Consider the following 20,524-nt stretch of genomic DNA (forward strand, 5'->3'; position numbering starts at 1 on the left):
TCCTGCAACTCGAATTATTTAGGGTATGTACATAATAGAGCACCGCTTCCACGCGGTGCTTTTTCGTTACGGTATTTGTCTAGCTCTTCAACTTGGCGGTAATCTTCGCCACATGCTCACCTTGGAAGCGGGCAATTGCCAGCTCTTCAGCACTGGGTTGACGGGAGCCATCACCGCCAGCAATCGTCGTTGTGCCATAAGGGGTGCCACCACGGGTCTGCGAAACATCAAACAGCTCTTTCGCGCCATAGCCGATAGGCACAATGATAAAACCGTGATGTGCCAGTGTGGTCCAAGTGGAGGTAATGGTGTGCTCTTGGCCGCCGCCCGTGCCAGTTGAGGAGAATACGCTGCCGACTTTGCCATACAGCGCACCTGATGCCCATAAGCCACCAGTTTGATCGAGGAAGGTCCGCATCTGCCCCGCCATATTACCGAAGCGGGTTGGCGTGCCAAAAATGATGCCATCGTAATCAGCCAGCTCTTGTGGGGTCGCCACTGGCGCTTGCTGGCCCGTTTTACCGCCTGCATTAGCGAACGCCTCGGCAGGCATGGTTTCCGGCACCCGTTTTATTGTCACTTCAACGCCGCTGACTTTTTTTGCGCCTTCGGCTATTGCGCCAGCCAGTGTCTCGATATGCCCATACATGGAGTAATAAAGTACTAAAATTTTCGCCATCTCGCGTTGCTCCAATCAAATTTATTGAATAATGCTGATGATGTCATCATAGTCGCTGCTAATGATACTAATTAACCATACGCCATTATATGTCGGCTGCAACTTTGCCCGCACAGAAAGTGAAACACCGACAAAAGTGTTGAGGCTAACATCTGCACTCACCGCTAATAACGTGTTTTAAAAATCCAATAGGAGAGTAGTAAGGCAAAGCCGGATAAAGAGATATAGATGCCCGCATAAATCAGACCATAGGGTAATACCGTGTCGATAATTAAGGGAGTCATACCACCCAATAGGCTGATTGAGATATTGCAGCCAACACCCATGGTCGCGGTGTGCCCATCGGCCACTTTAGCGATTATAGATAAATGACCACAAAGTATCATGGCCGCATTCGTAGTGATAAATAACTGAGCTAATAGAACCAGCTCAAAAACAGTGCTGGATAAAAGTAAATAGAGTGGTGCTGAAAATAGTATTAAACTATAGACCCCCCATGAAAATACTTTCTCTGCATTAGCATACTTATCTGCGAGCCAGCCAGTTAACATCAATAAGCATAAAAAGAGTGAGGTGGAAAATACCGCATATAAACTTTTAAAACTGCCAATATGGAGTGACTCTCGTATTATCGACATTGACATATTTTGTGCATAAAAAACAGTGGTGGCAGGGGCCATAATTAAGCATATATGCATGATGTCAGCCCAGTTAATGCGGCGCGTATGAGTCCTTGTCGACTGGCGAGGTAATTTAACTCTGAAATAGAAACTCACGGCGATATTAACAATGCCGAGCAGTAAAGGAATACGCCAACCAACGGTCTGCATGGTTTCCGAGTCAAGAGTGTGTTCAAGTGCATAGACAATAATCAGTGATGCCAGCACCCCAATGAGGGAACTCCCCACAATCAAACTGCAAATCCTGGCACGCTCGTGAGTGGCAGGATCATCATAAAGATAAGTGGTCAACGAGGCTATTTCACCACCAAAGCTAAGTGATAAAGTCATTTGAAGCAGTAATACCACCAGCGGCGCGTAATAACCTAATGTATCGATGGGTAACAGTGCCATACACAGGGTGGCGACCCCAGTGACAGAACTGGTGAGAATCAATGCCGATTTACGGCCCACTCTGTCAGCGTAACGACCAATAATATAGCCACCCAGCGGTCTGGTGATAAATCTAAGCGCAAATATCCCCCAGACAATACTTTCAGAATTCTGATACCCCTGCCGCGCGAATTCGGCACTCAGATACATTGATATCGCAGCAAATACCGCAATATCATAATATTCCAACGTATTACCTGCGACCGCCCCTAATCTGAATTTCCATTTCATTTTATTCCCTCATGCATTACATCAATATCTTATTACTGATAATTCCATTTATTTTCATATTATCGACATCACTCCAGTCAAAGCAGTTGGCGAAAGCACTCCTCATTTTAGTGCAATTAATTTCAAATTGATTATTTGTAGCATCCATAAATACTCCTGATTTAAGTGGTGACGGCGAGTGCGGTATGATTTATATAGCTCTAACATATCGTCATTTTAAATAAAAGATCTTTTTATAGTGACAGCATGTTAACTATTTATCTTTTAGACTGCTTAATAACAGCTCGTTTTTTTTAGATAATTATCAAACTAAAGTTAGCAACAGGAATTAATTTATAAGGTCATCTATATATGACTAATAAAGACAATATTGATTGGTGTGGGTTTGATATTATTTCGGCCTATAGATAATAGGGGGAGTCGCTCCCTTTGGCTGGGAGAATATCATTCAAGGGCAACACTGGGCTGCCCTTGGTGTTTACGCGTTATCACAGATTACGTAACTTCTTTTGCAGCCGCTTTTGCTGCCAGCGCTCCACCCAATTGCCCAGAATAAAGGTATTGATAGCTCTTAACCCTAATGGGATGCTTAATCCAAGCACCACCCACCATGCCCACATATAGCCCGGAGAGGTGAACCAGTTAATGGCAAAGAGAAAGGCGCAAAGGATCACCGCGCGCAGTAATTGGCGAAAGAAAGCCATCTCATTCTCAACGGCATCACGCGCATCGAGGACGCGTTGGTCCACGGCATCAGCAGGTGCATCTTGCTGTTGGTTAGCTCCGGGCGCGTAGAGTTCGCTGACCTTGAGATCCAAAACGGCAGCAATTGCACTTAAGGTTTCAAGACTGGCTTGCTCACCATTCTCTATCCGTTGGATAGTGCGCACATTGAGGCTGCAAAGTTCGGCTAATTGCTCCTGTGACCAGGCTCGGGCCTGCCGTAATTCACGAATACGATAAAGATTCATATTAAGCTCCCCACGGGGTTTGTTGGTCTATCGGCCAACTTACGCGCATGTGTTTGACATCACCACGACATTCTCCCGACATCTTCCCGACAGCAAGACGACAGCGGTATCACGGCCGATATTGCCCATTATCTCAGCCCAATATTTGCCCGTTACTGGACTATTTATCACAGTGACTTGCTATCCATATTGACAGAACCCGACGCGATTAATATCTTTATTGATAGTTAAGCTCCACTTTTAAAAATATAATGGAGTTTTATTTTCAACCACCACCCAACACACACTCGCCTGAATTATTGATCAATGGGGAACACTGCTGATGACTCAGATATACCGCCAATATAAGAAAAAATGGACTGCAAGAGTAGCACTGTTTAGCGCGCTCACTTTATGGGTGACCTTCTCCTTGCCACAAGCCAATGCTCAAGGTTATCCCGATGTGCCGGTTCCCTTTAAAAATGGGACTGGCGCGCGGGTGAATCATCATCTGTATATTGGTCTGGGCAGTGCTGGACAATCTTGGTTTCAGCTTGATACGGATAATATCCGCAGCGGCTGGCAGAAAATAGCCGATTTCCCCGGACAAACGCGAGAGCAAGCTGTCACAGTGGCGCTGGAGGGGAAACTGTATGTATTTGGTGGCGTTGGTAAAAGTAGCGCCACTGATACTCAGGTGCGCGCGCTGAATGATGTCTACCGATTTGACCCGCAAACCAATCAATGGCAGCAGTTAGCCACGCGCGCCCCACGCGGTTTGGTCGGCACGGCGGCCACGACACTGAATGGCACTCAGGCGCTGCTGTTTGGCGGGGTAAACAAAGCTATTTTTGATGGCTATTTCGCGGATCTGGTGGCGGCGGGAAATAATGAAGCACAGAAGAGCTCAGTGATTAATGCCTATTTTAATCAGGCCCCAGCGGATTATTTCTATAACCGTGATGTGCTTATTTATGAGCCGACCCAAAATCAGTGGAAAAGTGGCGGTCAGGTGCCGTTTTTAGGCACCGCAGGATCAGCGATTACTGGTGTGAATAATCGCCTGATATTAATTAACGGTGAGATTAAGCCCGGCTTACGGACCGCCGCTGTATGGCAGGGGGAGAAGCAGGGCGCAGAACTGAAGTGGCAGCGGTTACCCGATTTGATCGGAGCTGAAAAGGGCAGCACACAAGAGGGATTGGCCGGGGCATTTTCCGGTGTCAGTCATCATGCCGTGTTGGTCGCGGGTGGGGCCAACTTCCCCGGCGCTTGGAAACAGTTCAATGCGGGTCAACTCTATGCGCACAAGGGGCTGAAAAAACAGTGGCAACAAGGCGTTTATGCGCTGGTCGATAATCAATGGCGGCTGGCAGGTCAATTGCCTCAACCACTGGGTTATGGTGTATCTATTCAGGACAATAATAAGGTGATTCTGGTGGGGGGGGAAACCACTGACGGTGTCGCGACATCCGCCGTGACTCAGATCTCTTGGCAGGGTAATCAATTGCATATCGAGTAGGGCAGGTGAGACGGCGTCAGAGCAACTCTGACGCCGAATAACTTAGCGGTTATTGCTGTCGAATAGCTGGGTTTTGCGCTTTTTCAGGATGAGATAGCCGATGGTCAAAATGACAAACCACAGTGGCGTCACCATCAGCGCCTGACGTGTATCACTCTCCAAGGTTAACAGCACCAATACGAAGGCGAAGAACGCCATGCAGACCCAAGACATAAAAATACCAGCAGGCATTTTGTAGATCGATTTTTTATGCAGCGCTGGGCGTCTTTTGCGATAGACCAGATAGGAGCAAAGGATGATGGTCCAGACGAACATAAACAGAATCGCCGACACCGTGGTGACCAGAGTGAAAACGGTCATCACATTCGGGATCAAGTAAATCAGCACCACACCGCCCAGCAAGCAGATACAAGAGAATGTCAGGCCGGAAGCGGGCACGGAACGGCGCGACAACTTACCAAATTGCTTGGGTGCATCGCCCTCTTTTGCTAGCCCGAACAACATACGGCTGGTGGAGAACACGCCACTGTTAGCTGAAGATGCCGCCGAGGTTAAGACCACAAAGTTGATCACACTCGCGGCAGCAGGTAATCCGACTAAGACGAATAGCTCAACAAACGGGCTTTTATCCGCCACGACGGAGCTCCACGGGGTGACCGACATAATCATAATCAATGAGAAGACATAGAACATAATAATGCGGATAGGGATGGAGTTGATTGCACGGGGCAATACGACTTCAGGATCCTTGGTTTCAGCGGCGGTGGTCCCGACTAATTCGATGCCCACAAAGGCAAAAACCGCAATCTGGAAACCGGCAAAGAAGCCACTGATGCCTTTCGGGAACATCCCGCCATCATTCCATAAATGGGCAAATGATGCCGTGGTGCCTGAAGGGGACTGATAGCTCATTAACACCATCGTCAGACCGGCAAAGATCAGTGCGACGATGGCCACGATCTTAATCATCGCGAACCAGAACTCCATCTCACCGAACATTTTTACCGTCGCTAAATTCAGTGATAGCAATAGTAAAACCACTAACAATGAAGCGACCCATTGGGAGAAGCCGGGGAACCAGAATTGTGCATAAGCGGTAATGGCGACCACATCGGCGATACCGGTGATGACCCAACAGAACCAGTAGGTCCAGCCGGTGAAAAAACCGGCCCAAGGGCCAAGTAGGTCAGCGGCAAAATCGCTGAATGACTTATATTTCAGATTCGATAGCAGCAGTTCACCCATTGCTCGCATCACGAAAAACAGCATAAAACCGATAATCATATAAACGAAAATGATCGACGGCCCGGCAAGGCTGATGGTTTTACCCGACCCCATAAACAACCCAGTGCCTATGGCGCCGCCAATAGCGATCAGTTGAATATGGCGGTTGGAGAGATTCCTTTGCAGGTGCTCTTCAGGTTCCGGCAAAGGCTCTGCCACTATCTTGGATTGGTCTACCATCTTTCCCATTCCCTCTTCCTGTGTTTGTGAAGTTGTTGAGCTCTATGTTGGCTCTTTGATCTAACCTGTCTGTCTGTCTGTCTGTTTTTTCTATGTTTACAGCATTATTTGCGAATTATTTAATAATATCGCAACAATAATTACACAATACGCCTCGTTTTCCAGCGTTTATATTTCATACACTGAATTTTGTTAAGTTCATCACAGCGCGTGGAATTACAACATGATCTTACATAACTAACAATAATCGTCAGTAACAGATGAATAATTAATTCATGTGGCGGGAAATAACCCCGAGAAAAGAGAAAAATCTGATGAAGTGTTTGACAGCCAAGACTAACAGGAGAATAATTATCGCCGTTGGGTCGTTAGCTCAGTTGGTAGAGCAGTTGACTCTTAATCAATTGGTCGCAGGTTCGAACCCTGCACGACCCACCAACAGAATCAACTGCTTAGACCACATTAAATATATCTTGATTATATTCGCGTGCCATATTCGTGCCATTAAGATTTAATATCCCGTCTATTTGTTTCGCATGTTGAGTTAAATGAATTGGTGAAAGGTGTGCATACCTTCTCACCATTTCAATACTTTCCCATCCACCCATTTCTTGTGATACAGAAATAAGTACTCAGAATTAAATTAACCCTTTTGTCGATTAATTTCTTAAATCAGGAGTTATCTATTTTAGCTTATTTTATAACCAAATATGATGTTTTCTGAGGGCGTTGATAAAATTGCTGAGAGCAAAGCAGATTTAAAGAAATAGCAGTAGAGCGGCGATTAATGATGGCTGCGGCTATCAATTCAAAATAGGTAACATTCAATAATCATCCTCAATGTCCTTAGCCGCTGAGCGGAGAACCCACCAGGCAATCAGAGCAATAATCGCCAGTATTGCTAGGACAATCAGTAATGTTTTCAATCTCAGATACCTTTCTTATACGTATGGGCAATTCTCACCTTAATACAGGTAGTAATCAAATCGTATCGGACGATCATTTAGATAGCATTGATCGTTTAAAGCGATTAATGCTATGCATGGCTGAGATTGAGGTTGGAAGATGACAAGTCGATGCTTTTTTCACCTTAATTCTTTATTGAAAAACGAAATGAATGAGTCCGGCAACCAGCAGCAGAAACAAAGTATATTGTAAGTAGTACGCCGACATTGTTCTCATGTTTACCCCCTTGATGTGATTACACTTAACCAAGCAAGATTTACGCCATATCTAATTAGTTGATAAATAATTATTTTTAATTTTCGCCAAAGAACATAACGCCCTTAATTGGGGCGTGAGCACCATTTAGGCGCGTATTAGTGGGATGGACTGGAGGGGATATCGGGGGAGTTAACCTCCCCAAGTGTAGATTTAGAATGCAAAAAATAATGAGTGAAGCTGAAACGGACTTTTATTCAGGTTTTTTAGCGGAGAGTAAAAATAGCATTGGGCGTTCTTTCTCTTCATCCAATGCTGGGTTGTCGGCAATCTGTTGTGCTGTTGGCCCCCACTCGTCCAAAGTGGTGATTACAAATCCTTGTTTGACCAAAAGATTAATATAAGTCCCTAATGTGCGATGTTGCTTGATAACACCATCAGCTAACCAGTTTGTTACCCGTTCTCCTTCAGCTTGATAGCTATTGAGTGGCCATGATTTTTGCCCGTTATCTGCAATTAACCAACCCGGTTGCTTAGGTGCGGTATAGATAGGATGTTCTGCGGTAAAAACAAAACTCCCGCCCGGCAGTAATGCGTTATAAACCGTAGCAAAGAGGGTGGGTAACTCTTTGATGTAGTGCAATGTCAGCGAACTATAAGCTAAATGGTACAGCTCCTGTGGGAGATGCAGCTTTTCCAAATCTTCCTGACGATAAATAATATCGTCATCAGGCGTCAGTTCCTTAGCTCGGTTTAACATTTTTTCGGAGACATCTAGCCCTAAAATGTCAGCAGCGCCTTGCGAGCGGGCATAGCGGCAAAACCAACCATAGCCACAGCCGAGATCCACAACTTTACGTCCAGAGAGCGGCGGTAGAATTTTGCGGATGGCTGACCACTCAGGTGCCCCCTCCAACCCATCAACTGAACGGCTAAGTTTGGCATAGCCTGCAAAAAAATCCTGATTATCATAAATATTTTGAGTCATCTATTTTCCTCGTGAAATGGACCTATTATTGCCCAATAAAAAGCACTGAGAGTCTAGCATTAACAAGATGAAATTAAATAGGCTGACGGGAAAGTTGAATATTATTACCTCTATGCCATTTGGTGGCTGAGATGAGTTAACAGAGTCAAGATGGTTAATATCTGATAGTTCAAGCTAATTAATATGAGCGCGGATGGGGTTAATATTATCGCAACCATGTTATTTGCTGGGTAATAGGCTAAACTTTGTACAGTGCGATTAACGAGCTGTTGTTAACTGTGCTGGTTTACCAAAGACTGATAAAGCACGCATGTATTGCCAGTGCAGATGTCATTACCACTGATTCAGCGGCTTTATTCCTGACTAGATGCTTCTCTTGAAGGAGATAGCGATGACTCCCGTACAAATACTGATTATTCTGGTGCTAACACTTTTTGCATTGTACCGCCAGTCGGTCAGTCACGAGGTGTCGTTAGGCCCTGCTCGCTTTAAATGGGCTTGGATTTACGGGATGGTCGGTCTGGTCGTAGGAGGCACATATATGCCCGCGACAACGACCTCCTGGTTGGTCTTAGGCAGCGGTGTTTTATTCAGTATTGTCATTGGTGTGTTGCAGGGACGCCTTATAGAGGTCTGGCGTGAAGCCGATGGACGTATTTTTTGCAAAGGAACACCCCTGACTATTACTTTATTCCTGCTGCTTGTTGGATCTAAATGGATTATCGGCACACTGCAATATCTTTATAATCAGCCAACTGAACAAGGTGGTTTTGGTGAAATCCTGATTATGATCGCAGTGATGGCCGCATTTCAGGTGGAGATTGTCCGGCGTCGAATTCGGGTTTTATATCCAGATAATCCGGTTGACTCATTACCTGAAGGGCAATAATAAAATGTTATATCAGCTAACAGTCAGGGATGGGCTGTTAGCCGATGTCAGAAGGGAGTTGGCGTCTAGCGCTATTTTGATCCTGTAAATAGTTTTGTATCAATCGACAATAAAAAGTGTAGCGCCAGAGATTGTCGATGAGCGGTGTGCTTCTGCATGATCCGCAACTTGATAACTCATGCCTGTTTTTAATATAAAGACTCGCCCATCATCCAATTCAGTACTTAATTCACCGTCAAGGCACAGTAAAATATGGCCTTTGGAACACCAATGGTCTGCCACGTATCCTGCACTGTATTCAACCATCCGCACTCTTATACTGCCAAAATTCTGCGTTCGCCAATAGGCAACACCTTGCTCTCCCGGATGCTCGGTTTTATCTATTGTTGACCAATTGGTGATACCGAATGGGGTGTCGACTATATTCATTTAAGCCTCATTTGTTAATACAGATAGAGTGATTTCACATTAACGCATCTTAAAAGGAATACACAGTCTATTACCTTATTACCAGCCTAACTTTTATAAAGTGGGCCATACTATGGGGTAGAAGCTAAAATGGAGCTATCAAGCCTATGAAAAATCCCACGATTTTCCAGTTTTTCCATTGGTATTACCCTGATGGTGGCAAGCTTTGGCAAGAGATTTCTGAACGCGCGGAGCATTTAAGTCACCTTGGGATTAATTTTGTCTGGCTTCCACCTGCCTATAAGGGCGCATCCGGTGGCTACTCCGTCGGATATGACACCTATGACTTATTTGATTTAGGAGAATTTGATCAGAAAGGCACGCAGGCGACAAAATATGGCGATAAAGAAGAACTGTTAAATGCAATTAACCGATTGAAGGGAATGAATATAAAAGTTCTTTTTGATGTGGTGCTCAATCACAAAATGGGCGCTGATGAAAAAGAGCAGGTAAGTGTTCGCAGAGTGAATCCTGAAAATCGAACTGAATTTGATGATGATATTATCGATGCTCAAGCTTATACCCGCTTTACATTCCCAGGGCGCAATAAAATCTACTCATCATTTATTTGGGATAAGCAGTGTTTTACTGGGGTTGATTATATTGAAGAACCATCAGACGAAGGTGTTTTTAAAATCATAAATGATTATAGTGATGGGGGTTGGAATACGGAAGTTGATAATGAATTAGGTAATTTTGATTATCTTATGGGGGCGGACATAGATTTCCGTAATCCTGCGGTGATGGGGGAGCTAAAATATTGGGGTGAATGGTTGCTTGAGACATTACCAATTGATGGTTTTCGCTTGGATGCAGTGAAACATATTCCCGCATGGTTTTTTAAAGAGTGGATAGAACATGTCCGAAATGAAGCGGGGAAAGATCTACTGATTATTGCTGAATACTGGTCGCCTGATATCGAAAAACTCCAGCAGTATTTGGCGCGGGTAGAGGGTAATGCGATGCTGTTTGATGTCGCCTTACATCACAAGTTTCATGATGCTTCTAAGCAAGGTGAGGATTTTGATCTGACTCAAATATTCAGCGACTCTTTAATTGAGGTTGATCCAATGCATACCATAACCTTAGTCGCTAATCATGATACGCAACCACTCCAATCACTGGAGGCACCAGTTGAACCTTGGTTTAAGCCTTTGGCTTATGCACTGATTCTTCTTCGTGAGCAGGGCATTCCTTGTGTTTTCTATCCTGATCTTTTCGGTGCTAGTTATGAAGATAACGGTGATGATGGTGATATTTATCAAATAGAAATGCCGATTGTTGCTGAATTGGAAAAGTTAATTCAAGCCAGACAACATTTCGCCCACGGGGTGCAGACAGATTATTTTGATGATAAGAACTGTATCGCTTTTATTCGTGCCGGTACGGAGGAAGATCCCGGCTGTGTGGTCATTCTTTCTAATGGTGCTGAAAATGAAAAAACAATTGCCCTCGGCGCTGATTTCCCGAATAAAGAGTTCGCCGATTATTTAGGTAACCACCCAGCCGTTATTACGACTGATGACACGGGAGAAGCGGCATTCCCAGTGAATGGTGGGAGTGTCAGTCTTTGGGTACTGAAAGAGTTTTTGTCATAAAGAATGTGAACTGTGTTGATACCAGCGCTAAGAGCTAAGCCCTTATCATGCAATGGACTTAGCTCTTATTGATTATTTGCCTAGCTTATTGTGGAACCACTAATTTGAAAGAAGCGAATAACTTGACGCAATTCTGCCCCTTGTTCAGTTAATGATTGCGCCGCTGCTGCGGCTTCTTCAACCAATGCCGCATTCTGTTGTGTCACTTGGTCCATTTGTTCTACCGCGATACCGATCTCTTGAATGCCAATATGCTGTTCTTGTGACGCAGTGGATATTTCGCCAACAATATGCGCAACTTTGCCCACCGAATCAACAATCTCGCCCATGGCCTGACTTGCATGATCAGCCCGTTCTGAACCAGCATTAATTTTTTCAACTGTACCGACGATGAGCAGCTTAATTTCTTTCGCCGCATTTGCGCTTTTTTGGGCCAATGTACGTACTTCACTTGCGACAACAGCGAATCCTTTGCCTTCATTACCGGCTCTGGCCGCTTCAACTGCCGCATTGAGGGCTAATATATTCGTTTGGAAAGCAATCCCTTCAATTACAGCGATAATATCGACAATTTTCTTTGAGCTGTTTGATATTTCCTGCATGTGAAGTCGCATTTCATCAACAATAATACCGCCTTCGGTTGCTGTAGCTGAGGTATTAATGGCCAATTCACTTGCTTGTCGCGCATTATCGGCATTTTGTCGTACAGTTTGGGTCAATTCCTGCATATTAGCCGAGGTTTGAATGAGTGAAGATGCTTGCTCTTCAGTGCGCTGCGATAAATCAGTATTACCTTGTGCAATTTGATTTGATGCAACAGAGATTGACTCGCTACCGTGCATGATCTCATTAATCGTACTTTTTAACTGCTGGTTCATCGTGTTCAAAGAAGCCAGTAAGCTATTTTGATCACCAGGGCGAAGCTTTATTTCAGTTGATAAATTACCCGCCGCGATGTGTCCCATAATAGCGACCGCGTATGCTGGCTCGCCGCCCAATAAGCGGGATAGATTGCGAGCAATTATGATAGCAAGTAGTGCGGAAATTAAAATTGCGAACAATAATAAAGCGATCAATAGGTTTTTAGCCGTATTGAAGCTTTGTTGACCTTCTGTTGCTGCTTTCTCTCCCCCCTGAACTTCTAGTACGACTAATTCAGCTAAGTCTTTCATTAATTGCGTACGGTATTTTCTGGAGGTATCACCGCTTATCTTACTAGCTTCGGCCAATTGGTTACTATTAACGGCATCAATAACAATACTGTTTGCTTGAGAGAAATTGTCGAAGTCTGACATTATTCGCTTAAATAACACTGAGTCGTTATAGCCTTCAGGCAACTTTAAAAATCGATTTTGCGCTGCGCGGAAATTATCAACAGCCTGTAAAATCTCCAGCCGATGGCCCTCGCGTTCTTTTTCTGTCGATGAAGCAATGTATTGAACCTGTTGTAGTCGCAACTCTGCTAAAACACCGCGCATTTCCAATGCATAGCGGACACCTGGCAACCAACTGTCTCGGTAGGCCTCCAGTCTGGCGTTATTACTGCTTAACTGAGATAGCGCTACTGCACCAAGTAACAACATCATTACAATAACAACAGAGAACCCTGAGAGTAATTTTGTCAAAATGGAGAGGTCGGAAAACTTTTTCATGGCCATTAGGTTTATTAAAAATAGGTGTAATGTATAACGGCCAATACGATGAATTCTTGATGTAATAAAACTACTTAATTTAGTTTTTTTAGTATTTTATTTTTGCACGTTAGTTATAGCGAAGTGTTACTTTATAGGTTCTTTTTATCTGTTTTTAGTTCAGCCTTAGTTGATTTGGCTGTTTTTATAGTTTTTAATAGATGTTATATTCTGATTTTGTATCCGATTACTTCCATTGTTCTATAGAACAATTAACGAATAACTAACCTGATGCTAATCTTAGTGGTGTATTTATACTAACATCTCTTATCGTGTCTGGATTTTTTTTGACTTTCTTATGGCTGCAACTTAATGGTTTTTAAGGAGTGTGCTAAGCTCGAACGACTAAAACTTTGGGTGGTTAATTATGGTCTTTGTCATTCTTTGGTTTGCTATTGCCGCGCTTAGTGAATATCTGGTGTGGGGATATCCTTTATTGGCGGTGTCGTTGGCCCTACTTTTTGTGCTACTTGGCGGGTATTGGGTCTACAGAATTAGGAAAATTCAGGTAAGCGATGAGTCTTCAGATGATGTCAGGTCAAAGTCTATCAGCAACCTAAATCTGACTTTCTCCGTGGCAATGCTGGCGATTCATGCACTTATTTTGTTGTTATTACGTTGATTTAATAAGATTTTTTACAAAATCCGTTACTAGCTGTTCCATTGGCTCCAGAGGGATATGAGTATCCATGCAGCAATAATCCAACATACTACAGCAGCAACAAGAGCCTGCGATAAGCGCAGATGTTCGATGAAAAAATAAAGTGATATCAGATAGATAAAGTAAGGAATGATGGCCCATAAACCAAATATAATGGTTGTACGTAATGCTTCGATGCTGCGCTCTTTACCCACTATATAGTGTGCAATGAGAGCGAAGGTAGGGAACAACGGAATTAAACCAGCAATATAGTAATTACGCGTTTTCGATAATATCCCAATCAATACCACAACGCTGGCACCGATCAGTGCCTTAAGCAATAGTCCCATGACACTCTCGAAAGATCAAAAGAAGCTGCCGATAGGATATATTTCAATGAAAATAATGAAATTTATAATCAGGCAGCAGGGTATAATTAGCTAATTACAGGGTGTCTCTGGCTACTATTGGCGATAGCCGTTCTTGATTTGAGCCACTGTATTGGTAAAAACTTCAGCTTGAGCAGCGTCTTCGATACCGGCAATAGAGCGTTCGATATTTAAGATTACTTTCCCAGCATCGGCTTGGCCGATCGCTTTTAGCAGCAGAGTTAATGTTGCTTTCAAGCAGGCAACTTCATTTGCTAAAGTTTCTGGGTCAGCAGAAGTGGTAAAGTCTGGATTACTCATTTTTTTTCCTGAAGTGATAGCGTGCCAGTGAACAAGGTGATGTTGGGAGCCCCAGTATCGCAGTGAACATTCGCGGTATTATTAAACAGTTGCCCTATTATACCATAAACTGATAGTTCGCTTTGATAACAAGTGCGCAATCTTTTATTAATAGCCCAAATTTTGACCGTGTTTGTGATGATGAAAGAGGTAGCCTGTCAATGTTTCTTATCCTAATGTGGGCTTTATCTTAATTAAGATAGTTATGTTCATAAAAACCATATCGTTTTCGGATGGATAATTTGTGTCAGAATCACACACTCTGATAGTGAATAAGAGATAAGCAATAAATAGATGAGCTAAGAGTAATTCCTATGCATGAGAATTAGCATTGTTTTACTTGATCTTTAGATGTATCAATACGTTGTGTTTTTGGGTGCAAAATTAACTCTCTTAATGCAAATCATTATTTTTTTTGTATGAATAGCTAAGTTACCCCAAGAAAAATCTTAAAAAACTTTTCTTTTTTATCAGTCTGTTAAATCATATGTCTGCAAATTTATGTACATAGTTAAAATGTTGATGAAAATAATATATGTCAAACAATATAGATATGATTTTGCAATTTTTCTGTATTCATTATTTGGTCGAAAACAAGTAATATCATTGTTGTAAACAAAGCGTGATTTAGGTTACTCCCTTATTTTTGGAGAATTTTCTTTGATTAGCGTTCTTCTTGTTGATGACCACGAACTGGTGCGCGCAGGGATACGACGCATTCTTGAAGATATCAAGGGTATCAAGGTAGCGGGTGAGATGCAGTGTGGTGAAGATGCGGTAAAATGGTGCCGTAGCCATGTTGTTGATATTGTATTGATGGATATGAATATGCCCGGCATCGGCGGGTTGGAAGCTACGCGTAAGATTTTGCGTTATTCTCCAGATACTAAAGTTATCATGCTAACCATTCATACGGAAAATCCGTTGCCGGCGAAAGTCATGCAGGCGGGTGCTGGTGGGTATTTAAGTAAAGGTGCGGCACCTCAGGATGTTGTTGCAGCTATCCGTGCGGTTCATTCGGGGCAACGTTATATCGCTTCGGATATTGCACAACAGATGGCGTTGAGCCAGTTGGAACCGCCCGCTGAGACACCTTTTAGCTGTTTATCAGAGCGTGAGTTACAAATTATGCTAATGATAACTAAAGGCCAAAAGGTGAATGAAATATCGGAGCAACTTCACTTGAGTCCAAAAACAGTGAATAGCTATCGATACCGGATGTTTAGCAAACTGAATATTAGTGGTGATGTTGAATTGACACATTTGGCTATCCGCCATGGTCTGTTTAACGCGGAGATGTTATCTAATAGTGACTGATTGTTTTGATTCTAAAGAGTTTTTAAAAACTGTCACCAGTCAGCCTGGCGTCTACCGTATGTATGATAAGGCGGGGACAGTTATTTATGTCGGTAAAGCAAAAGACCTTAAAAAGCGCCTGACGAGTTATTTTCGTGCCCAAGTTGCGAGCCGTAAAACGGAGACCCTGGTCAAGAATATAGCTCAGATTGACGTGACCGTGACTCATACGGAAACGGAAGCTTTGTTGCTTGAGCATAATTACATCAAGCTTTATCAGCCTCGTTACAATGTGTTGTTGCGGGATGATAAGTCGTACCCACTTATTTTCTTAAGTGCGGATACACATCCACGTCTGGCTATTCATCGCGGAGCAAAGCACGAGAAAGGGGAGTACTTCGGGCCATTTCCAAACTCCTATGCTGTCCGCGAAACACTGGCATTACTGCAAAAGCTTTTTCCGGTCAGACAGTGTGAAAATAGTGTTTACCGCAACCGTTCACGGCCCTGCTTGCAATACCAAATTGGTCGTTGCTCTGGGCCTTGTGTCGCAGGGCTGGTGAGTGACGAAGAGTATCAACGTCAGGTTGATTACGTGCGCTTGTTCCTGTCGGGCAAAGATCAGCAAGTCTTAACCCAACTGATTTCTCGCATGGAAGAGGCCAGTAAATCGCTGCATTTTGAAGATGCGGCACGTATTCGTGATCAAATACAAGCGGTGCGACGAGTTACTGAGCAGCAGTTTGTTTCCGGGGATAGTGAGGATCTCGATGTCATCGGTGTTGCATTCGATGCCGGATTAGCTTGTGTTCATGTGCTATTTATACGACAGGGAAAAGTGCTGGGAAGCCGAAGTTATTTCCCGAAAGTGCCTGCGGGAACGGAGCTAAGTGAGGTCGTCCAAACATTTGTTGGGCAGTTTTACTTACAAGGCAGCCAAGGGCGCACACTTCCTGGCGAAATCCTGTTGGACTTCTCACTTGAAGAAAAGGATCTGTTGGCCTCATCTCTGTCTGAGCTAGCCGGAAGGAAAATTCAGATTCAAAGTCGACCTCGGGGCGATCGAGCGCGCTACCTTAAGCTTGCTCGTACAAATGCCTCAACCGCTTTGATTACTCGTTTATCGCAACAATCAACCATTCATCAGCGGATGAAAGAGTTGGCCAAGATTCTCAAGCTTGATGAGATCAATCGTATGGAGTGTTTTGATATCAGTCATACGATGGGAGAACAAACAGTCGCATCTTGTGTCGTATTTGATGCAAATGGGCCTGTACGTTCAGAATATAGGCGCTACAATATTAGTGGCATCACTCCCGGTGATGATTATGCAGCGATGTCCCAAGTGCTTAAGCGTCGATATGGTAAAGCATTAGACGAGAAAAAAATTCCTGATATCATTTTTATTGACGGCGGGAAAGGTCAGTTATCTCAAGCTTTTGACGTCTTTGCTTCGCTCAACGTGCCATGGGATAAGCAAAAACCTTTACTAGTGGGGGTTGCAAAGGGAAGTGATCGGAAAGCGGGGTTGGAAACATTGTTCCTTGCGGCGGAAGGGGAAGGTTTTTCGTTACCACCAGATTCACCCGCGTTGCATTTGATCCAGCATATTCGTGATGATTCTCACAACCACGCAATCACTGGACATAGGCAGCGCCGTTCTAAAGTAAAAAACACCAGTGCGTTAGAAACGATAGAGGGGATCGGCCCAAAAAGACGGCAAATTTTGCTGAAATATATGGGTGGGCTGCAACCTTTACTTAACGCAAGCGTCGAGGAAATTGCAAAAGTGCCGAGTATTTCACAAGCATTGGCAGAAAAAATCTACAATGCATTGAAACACTGAGGCTAATGTTGCACCATACTCATAATGTCCACACCAGCCAGATAGTTATCGTAGCATTATGCAATTGAATATACCGACTTGGCTTACCCTGTTTCGTGTTGTACTTATCCCATTCTTCGTTCTGGCGTTTTACCTGCCATTCGTATGGGCTCCGATGGTTTGTGCCATCATATTTGTATTTGCAGCGGCAACTGATTGGTTTGATGGTTTTTTAGCCCGTCGCTGGAAGCAAACAACCCGCTTTGGGGCTTTTCTTGATCCGGTAGCGGATAAGGTTATGGTCGCGATTGCCTTAGTGCTGGTTGCTGAGCATTACCATGTCTGGTGGATTACATTACCAGCAGCAACCATGATAGCCCGAGAAATTATCATTTCCTCCCTCCGTGAGTGGATGGCTGAACTTGGTAAACGCAGCAGCGTCGCGGTCTCATGGATTGGCAAAGTTAAAACAACAGCTCAAATGGGGTCACTTGTTGGCTTACTTTGGCGTCCAGACCATAACATCGAGCTGGCCAGCTTTGTTCTTCTTTACATTGCTGCGGTTCTGACATTTTGGTCAATGTTTCAATATTTAAACGCGGCTTGGAAAGATTTGCTCGAACCTTGATCGAAGCGCCGTAAAAAGCAGCAAACGAACGCATTAGTCAGATAATTTTATTGACTCACTGCGTCAGGTAAGTAGAATGCATCGCATCAGACGGCAGCAACAAAAATGTCGAAAGATAGCAAAAGAATCAGTAAGTTCTGATGTTGCGGGAATAGCTCAGTTGGTAGAGCACGACCTTGCCAAGGTCGGGGTCGCGAGTTCGAGTCTCGTTTCCCGCTCCAAATTAATAGGTTGGCAAAAAGCGGACCTAAGCTGTAAAGGCAAAGAAGAATAAGGCGCGTTGGCAGAGTGGCCATGCTACGGATTGCAAATCCGTCTACCTCGGTTCGACTCCGGGACGCGCCTCCAGTTTTCCAGAGCCCGGGTGGTGAAATCGGTAGACACAAGGGATTTAAAATCCCTCGGCTTATGGCTGTGCGGGTTCAAGTCCCGCCCCGGGCACCATGGAAAATATTCTAAGTAAAACAAAGTAGTATGAGTATGTCGTTAACCGCCGAGAGGCGGTTTTTTTGTGCCTGAGATTTGAAAATGGCAGCAGAGTGACTACAAAATGACTACATTGTGTCTACGGCACTTTTCACACCCTCAAGGCTGCATCCAGTAGCAAGCACGATAAACCGCCAATTATCCCCAATAAGATATTAATTACGCCAAATTTTAATAATAAAAAAACCTGCAATTTGCAGGCTTCTTCAATTACATCCACAACACACCTTGATTCCCTTTAGGGTGGGGCGGTACAGCATTAATTATTCCCGGCTCCATTATCGTATCAACGATTGTTTCATGGGTCTTAAAGGTTTTGCCGCAATTAATATTCGTGCACTGGTGATAGCGTTCTTTAGTTTCATCACTAAGGTAACGACTGGATCTCGCGTGTGCTGCAAATTTACAGCGTGGGCAATGCATCATATTTACCTCCGAAACTGCATATTCAGTAATTACGCTGATCTTATCACCAGTGTTCGCATTTGTGAAACAAATATCAATTAGTTGAATTTTACTGCTCAGTGGCCTCGTATGTTACATCCGACAACAAAACTTCGAGAGACAATTGGGTGGTGTAGCCGCTGTTGCTGAGGCTGTGCGATACCTTGCTAATTATCCAGCTCTGTTGGTCTATCACTGATTTAAAACCGTTGACCGCGACAGGTGTTTCAGGAAATAAATCAGCGCGCCCCATGGCAAGAGTGATAGAGAACTCAGCAACACCGCGCTGTAACTTCTCCCATTTAGACTGGGCAGCGCGCATGGCAGCTTTTTGCGTGGCGTAAACCGTCGTGATAACAAAGACATTATCCTCAGCCCCCACCAGATAATCCCCTTGCTTTTCCTCTACCGGTTTTTTCTCTTTAGCCGCTTTAGTGCGGGTCGGCTTGGCTTTGGGGTGTTCCAGTGCGCGGAGCTGTTTAAACTTCGGCTTGCGCTTTAACTTAACTTTTTTCGGCTTGGCCGGTTTGGGGTCTTTGGTGTGCAACCAACTGGCACTGACACCGGTATACGCGCCCCGGTCAGCAATACTAAAGCTGTGCTGGTCGCCATCTTGTCGGGTGATCGTCATTTGCGGAATGGGTTTACCACTGGCAGTGACACCGCTGCCCGGCTTGATAAACAACAATCGCCCGGCTTTGACGGCGGCCACTGCGCCGTTAAGCGAGGCTAACCGGGTGATAAACTTGGCGTCAGTCTCTTGGGTCTGGTCGATATGAGAGATAGCAATATCCGCCAGCCCCTCGGCCAGCATCGCTTTCAGGTTGTTGCGCTCCGCCACTTGCGCCACGACTTTACCCAGCGTTGTCTCATGATAAGAGACTTCCCGCCGCGCATTGAGCGAACCCCGAAAATCGGCACTGCGGGCGCGAATAGTCAGCGTATCTGGTGCGCCATGGTGCTCGACCTCATCCACGGTAAAATCACCCTTTCCAATCAGCGCCGACCCTTTCCAGCCCAAGAACACCGACAACACCGCGCCGCGTTCCGGCAAGGCGAGTTGGCCGTCAGCGTCATCCAGTTCGACATCAAGCTGGTCAGCTTCAAAGCCCCGGTTATCGGTCAGGCTCAGGGACAACAGCCGGGGGCGAATATTCTGCGTGATATCTTTCGCGTTAATCGTCAGCATATAGTCCGGGGCCATATCCGCCCCGGCCGGTAGAGACATGCCGGTCATCATGAGAATAATCCTCCGATAGCGGCCTGTGCTTTACTGGTCATTGCTGTCGCTTTACCCAGCAACTCGTCAGCCTGTTGTTTCATGTCGCCGAACATGGCCGTTAATGACTCGTCAACCCGCAACAGATTGAGGGTGAACTCAATGCGCCGGGCGCTACCGTCTTCAAAGAATAGCGTGCCGGTCTGGCTCAGGCTCTCGATGACAAACATGCCATAAATCATGCCGCTACCCTCCACCAACGGCCATGCTTTGCCTTGGTCGGCCATCGCCTCAAGGGCCAGCAATGACAGGCGGCCACCGGTCAGCTCCGGCAGTAATACACCGGACAGCTTAATTTTTTCACTGTCTACGCCAAGAAATTGCGCGGACGGGCGCAAGCCCACCCGGCTGTTAGTCGGCCAACGGTAATCAATATCGCGCCCCATGCTTTGGTAAGGCGTGGTCTGGCGCATAAAAACAAATAACCCCAGTGATAACATCATGA

The 20,524-nt window shown here is 44.8% G+C and carries 19 protein-coding genes, 4 tRNA genes and 1 pseudogene; 11 read left to right on the top strand and 13 right to left on the bottom strand.

The genetic code is table 11. From position 1 onward, the window contains the following. Positions 1–79 precede the first annotated feature (79 nt). From wrbA to HRD69_RS13895, 3 genes are all read right to left on the bottom strand, one after another. Positions 80–679, bottom strand: a complete 600-nt coding sequence (gene wrbA / locus HRD69_RS13885; RefSeq protein ID WP_004877567.1) for an NAD(P)H:quinone oxidoreductase — start codon at positions 677–679, stop codon at positions 80–82. 164 nt (positions 680–843) lie between these two features. After that, positions 844–2,022 carry an MFS transporter gene (locus HRD69_RS13890; protein WP_004877562.1) on the bottom strand — a complete coding sequence of 393 codons (1,179 nt, stop codon included), beginning with the start codon at positions 2,020–2,022 and terminating at the stop codon, positions 844–846. A 488-nt stretch (positions 2,023–2,510) separates the two neighbouring features. Next, positions 2,511–2,993, bottom strand: coding sequence for a helix-turn-helix domain-containing protein (locus tag HRD69_RS13895; RefSeq protein ID WP_004877560.1), 483 nt, complete (start codon positions 2,991–2,993; stop codon positions 2,511–2,513). Positions 2,994–3,315: 322 nt separating this feature from the next. On the opposite strand from HRD69_RS13895, the gene HRD69_RS13900 reads away from it, so the two are divergent. Further along, a complete protein-coding gene (locus HRD69_RS13900) occupies positions 3,316–4,494 on the top strand; it encodes an N-acetylneuraminate epimerase (protein WP_004877557.1) in 1,179 nt (392 codons plus the stop codon). Positions 4,495–4,536: 42 nt separating this feature from the next. On the opposite strand, the gene cycA is transcribed toward HRD69_RS13900, so the two are convergent. Continuing rightward, positions 4,537–5,958, bottom strand: a complete 1,422-nt coding sequence (cycA, locus tag HRD69_RS13905) for a D-serine/D-alanine/glycine transporter (protein WP_172984647.1) — start codon at positions 5,956–5,958, stop codon at positions 4,537–4,539. A 362-nt stretch (positions 5,959–6,320) separates the two neighbouring features. On the opposite strand from cycA, the gene HRD69_RS13910 reads away from it, so the two are divergent. Further along, positions 6,321–6,396 (top strand) — tRNA-Lys (locus HRD69_RS13910). A gap of 14 nt (positions 6,397–6,410) precedes the next feature. Here HRD69_RS13910 and HRD69_RS20615 read toward each other — a convergent pair. Beyond that, a pseudogene (locus HRD69_RS20615) lies at positions 6,411–6,590 on the bottom strand (integrase); the annotation flags it as partial. A 782-nt stretch (positions 6,591–7,372) separates the two neighbouring features. Then, complete coding sequence (locus tag HRD69_RS13915; protein ID WP_004877552.1) at positions 7,373–8,107, bottom strand: class I SAM-dependent methyltransferase; 735 nt, start codon at positions 8,105–8,107, stop codon at positions 7,373–7,375. A 391-nt stretch (positions 8,108–8,498) separates the two neighbouring features. Here HRD69_RS13915 and HRD69_RS13920 point away from each other — a divergent pair, with 391 nt between their 5' ends. Next, a complete protein-coding gene (locus HRD69_RS13920; protein ID WP_032815480.1) occupies positions 8,499–8,996 on the top strand; it encodes a hypothetical protein in 498 nt (165 codons plus the stop codon). A gap of 99 nt (positions 8,997–9,095) precedes the next feature. On the opposite strand, the gene HRD69_RS13925 is transcribed toward HRD69_RS13920, so the two are convergent. After that, positions 9,096–9,425 carry a DHCW motif cupin fold protein gene (locus tag HRD69_RS13925; protein WP_004877549.1) on the bottom strand — a complete coding sequence of 110 codons (330 nt, stop codon included), beginning with the start codon at positions 9,423–9,425 and terminating at the stop codon, positions 9,096–9,098. A 146-nt stretch (positions 9,426–9,571) separates the two neighbouring features. On the opposite strand from HRD69_RS13925, the gene amyA reads away from it, so the two are divergent. Then, the gene (gene amyA / locus HRD69_RS13930; protein WP_172984619.1) at positions 9,572–11,062 is read left to right on the top strand and encodes an alpha-amylase; all 1,491 of its coding nucleotides are present in this window, start codon (positions 9,572–9,574) and stop codon (positions 11,060–11,062) included. Between the two features lie 80 nt (positions 11,063–11,142). Here the strand turns inward: amyA and HRD69_RS13935 are convergent, their stop codons facing one another. Continuing rightward, positions 11,143–12,714, bottom strand: a complete 1,572-nt coding sequence (locus HRD69_RS13935) for a methyl-accepting chemotaxis protein (protein ID WP_032815482.1) — start codon at positions 12,712–12,714, stop codon at positions 11,143–11,145. Positions 12,715–13,120: 406 nt separating this feature from the next. Between HRD69_RS13935 and HRD69_RS13940 the strand changes: the two genes are divergently transcribed. Continuing rightward, positions 13,121–13,375 carry a hypothetical protein gene (locus HRD69_RS13940; RefSeq protein WP_004877543.1) on the top strand — a complete coding sequence of 85 codons (255 nt, stop codon included), beginning with the start codon at positions 13,121–13,123 and terminating at the stop codon, positions 13,373–13,375. Positions 13,376–13,404: 29 nt separating this feature from the next. Here the strand turns inward: HRD69_RS13940 and HRD69_RS13945 are convergent, their stop codons facing one another. Then, entirely contained in the window at positions 13,405–13,743 is a 339-nt protein-coding gene (locus HRD69_RS13945) for a GlpM family protein (protein ID WP_004877542.1), read from the bottom strand. Between the two features lie 114 nt (positions 13,744–13,857). Next, positions 13,858–14,082, bottom strand: a complete 225-nt coding sequence (locus HRD69_RS13950) for a DUF2594 family protein (protein WP_004877540.1) — start codon at positions 14,080–14,082, stop codon at positions 13,858–13,860. A gap of 699 nt (positions 14,083–14,781) precedes the next feature. On the opposite strand from HRD69_RS13950, the gene uvrY reads away from it, so the two are divergent. From uvrY to HRD69_RS13980, 6 genes are all read left to right on the top strand, one after another. Next, positions 14,782–15,438: a UvrY/SirA/GacA family response regulator transcription factor gene (gene uvrY, locus HRD69_RS13955; RefSeq protein ID WP_032815479.1), complete on the top strand. Its 657-nt coding sequence runs from the start codon at positions 14,782–14,784 to the stop codon at positions 15,436–15,438. Then, positions 15,431–17,263 (top strand): excinuclease ABC subunit UvrC, encoded by a 1,833-nt coding sequence (gene uvrC / locus HRD69_RS13960; RefSeq protein ID WP_032815478.1) that lies wholly within the window; start codon positions 15,431–15,433, stop codon positions 17,261–17,263. Before uvrY ends, uvrC begins: the two co-directional genes overlap by 8 nt. Positions 17,264–17,321: 58 nt before the next feature. Then, positions 17,322–17,870: a CDP-diacylglycerol--glycerol-3-phosphate 3-phosphatidyltransferase gene (pgsA, locus tag HRD69_RS13965; RefSeq protein WP_032815476.1), complete on the top strand. Its 549-nt coding sequence runs from the start codon at positions 17,322–17,324 to the stop codon at positions 17,868–17,870. Positions 17,871–18,015: 145 nt separating this feature from the next. Beyond that, positions 18,016–18,091 (top strand) — tRNA-Gly (locus HRD69_RS13970). 53 nt (positions 18,092–18,144) lie between these two features. Next, positions 18,145–18,218, top strand: a tRNA-Cys gene (locus HRD69_RS13975). Positions 18,219–18,228: 10 nt separating this feature from the next. Further along, positions 18,229–18,314 (top strand) — tRNA-Leu (locus HRD69_RS13980). 252 nt (positions 18,315–18,566) lie between these two features. On the opposite strand, the gene HRD69_RS13985 is transcribed toward HRD69_RS13980, so the two are convergent. The 3 genes from HRD69_RS13985 to HRD69_RS13995 form a co-directional block, all read right to left on the bottom strand. Further along, positions 18,567–18,782, bottom strand: a complete 216-nt coding sequence (locus tag HRD69_RS13985) for a DNA-binding transcriptional regulator (RefSeq protein WP_011192198.1) — start codon at positions 18,780–18,782, stop codon at positions 18,567–18,569. An 88-nt stretch (positions 18,783–18,870) separates the two neighbouring features. Next, the gene (locus tag HRD69_RS13990; RefSeq protein WP_032814946.1) at positions 18,871–20,040 is read right to left on the bottom strand and encodes a phage late control D family protein; all 1,170 of its coding nucleotides are present in this window, start codon (positions 20,038–20,040) and stop codon (positions 18,871–18,873) included. Further along, positions 20,037–20,522, bottom strand: coding sequence for a phage tail protein (locus HRD69_RS13995; RefSeq protein ID WP_032814945.1), 486 nt, complete (start codon positions 20,520–20,522; stop codon positions 20,037–20,039). Before HRD69_RS13995 ends, HRD69_RS13990 begins: the two co-directional genes overlap by 4 nt. Between the last annotated feature and the right edge of the window lie 2 nt (positions 20,523–20,524).

Source organism: Yersinia mollaretii ATCC 43969, from assembly GCF_013282725.1.
GTDB lineage: Bacteria > Pseudomonadota > Gammaproteobacteria > Enterobacterales > Enterobacteriaceae > Yersinia > Yersinia mollaretii.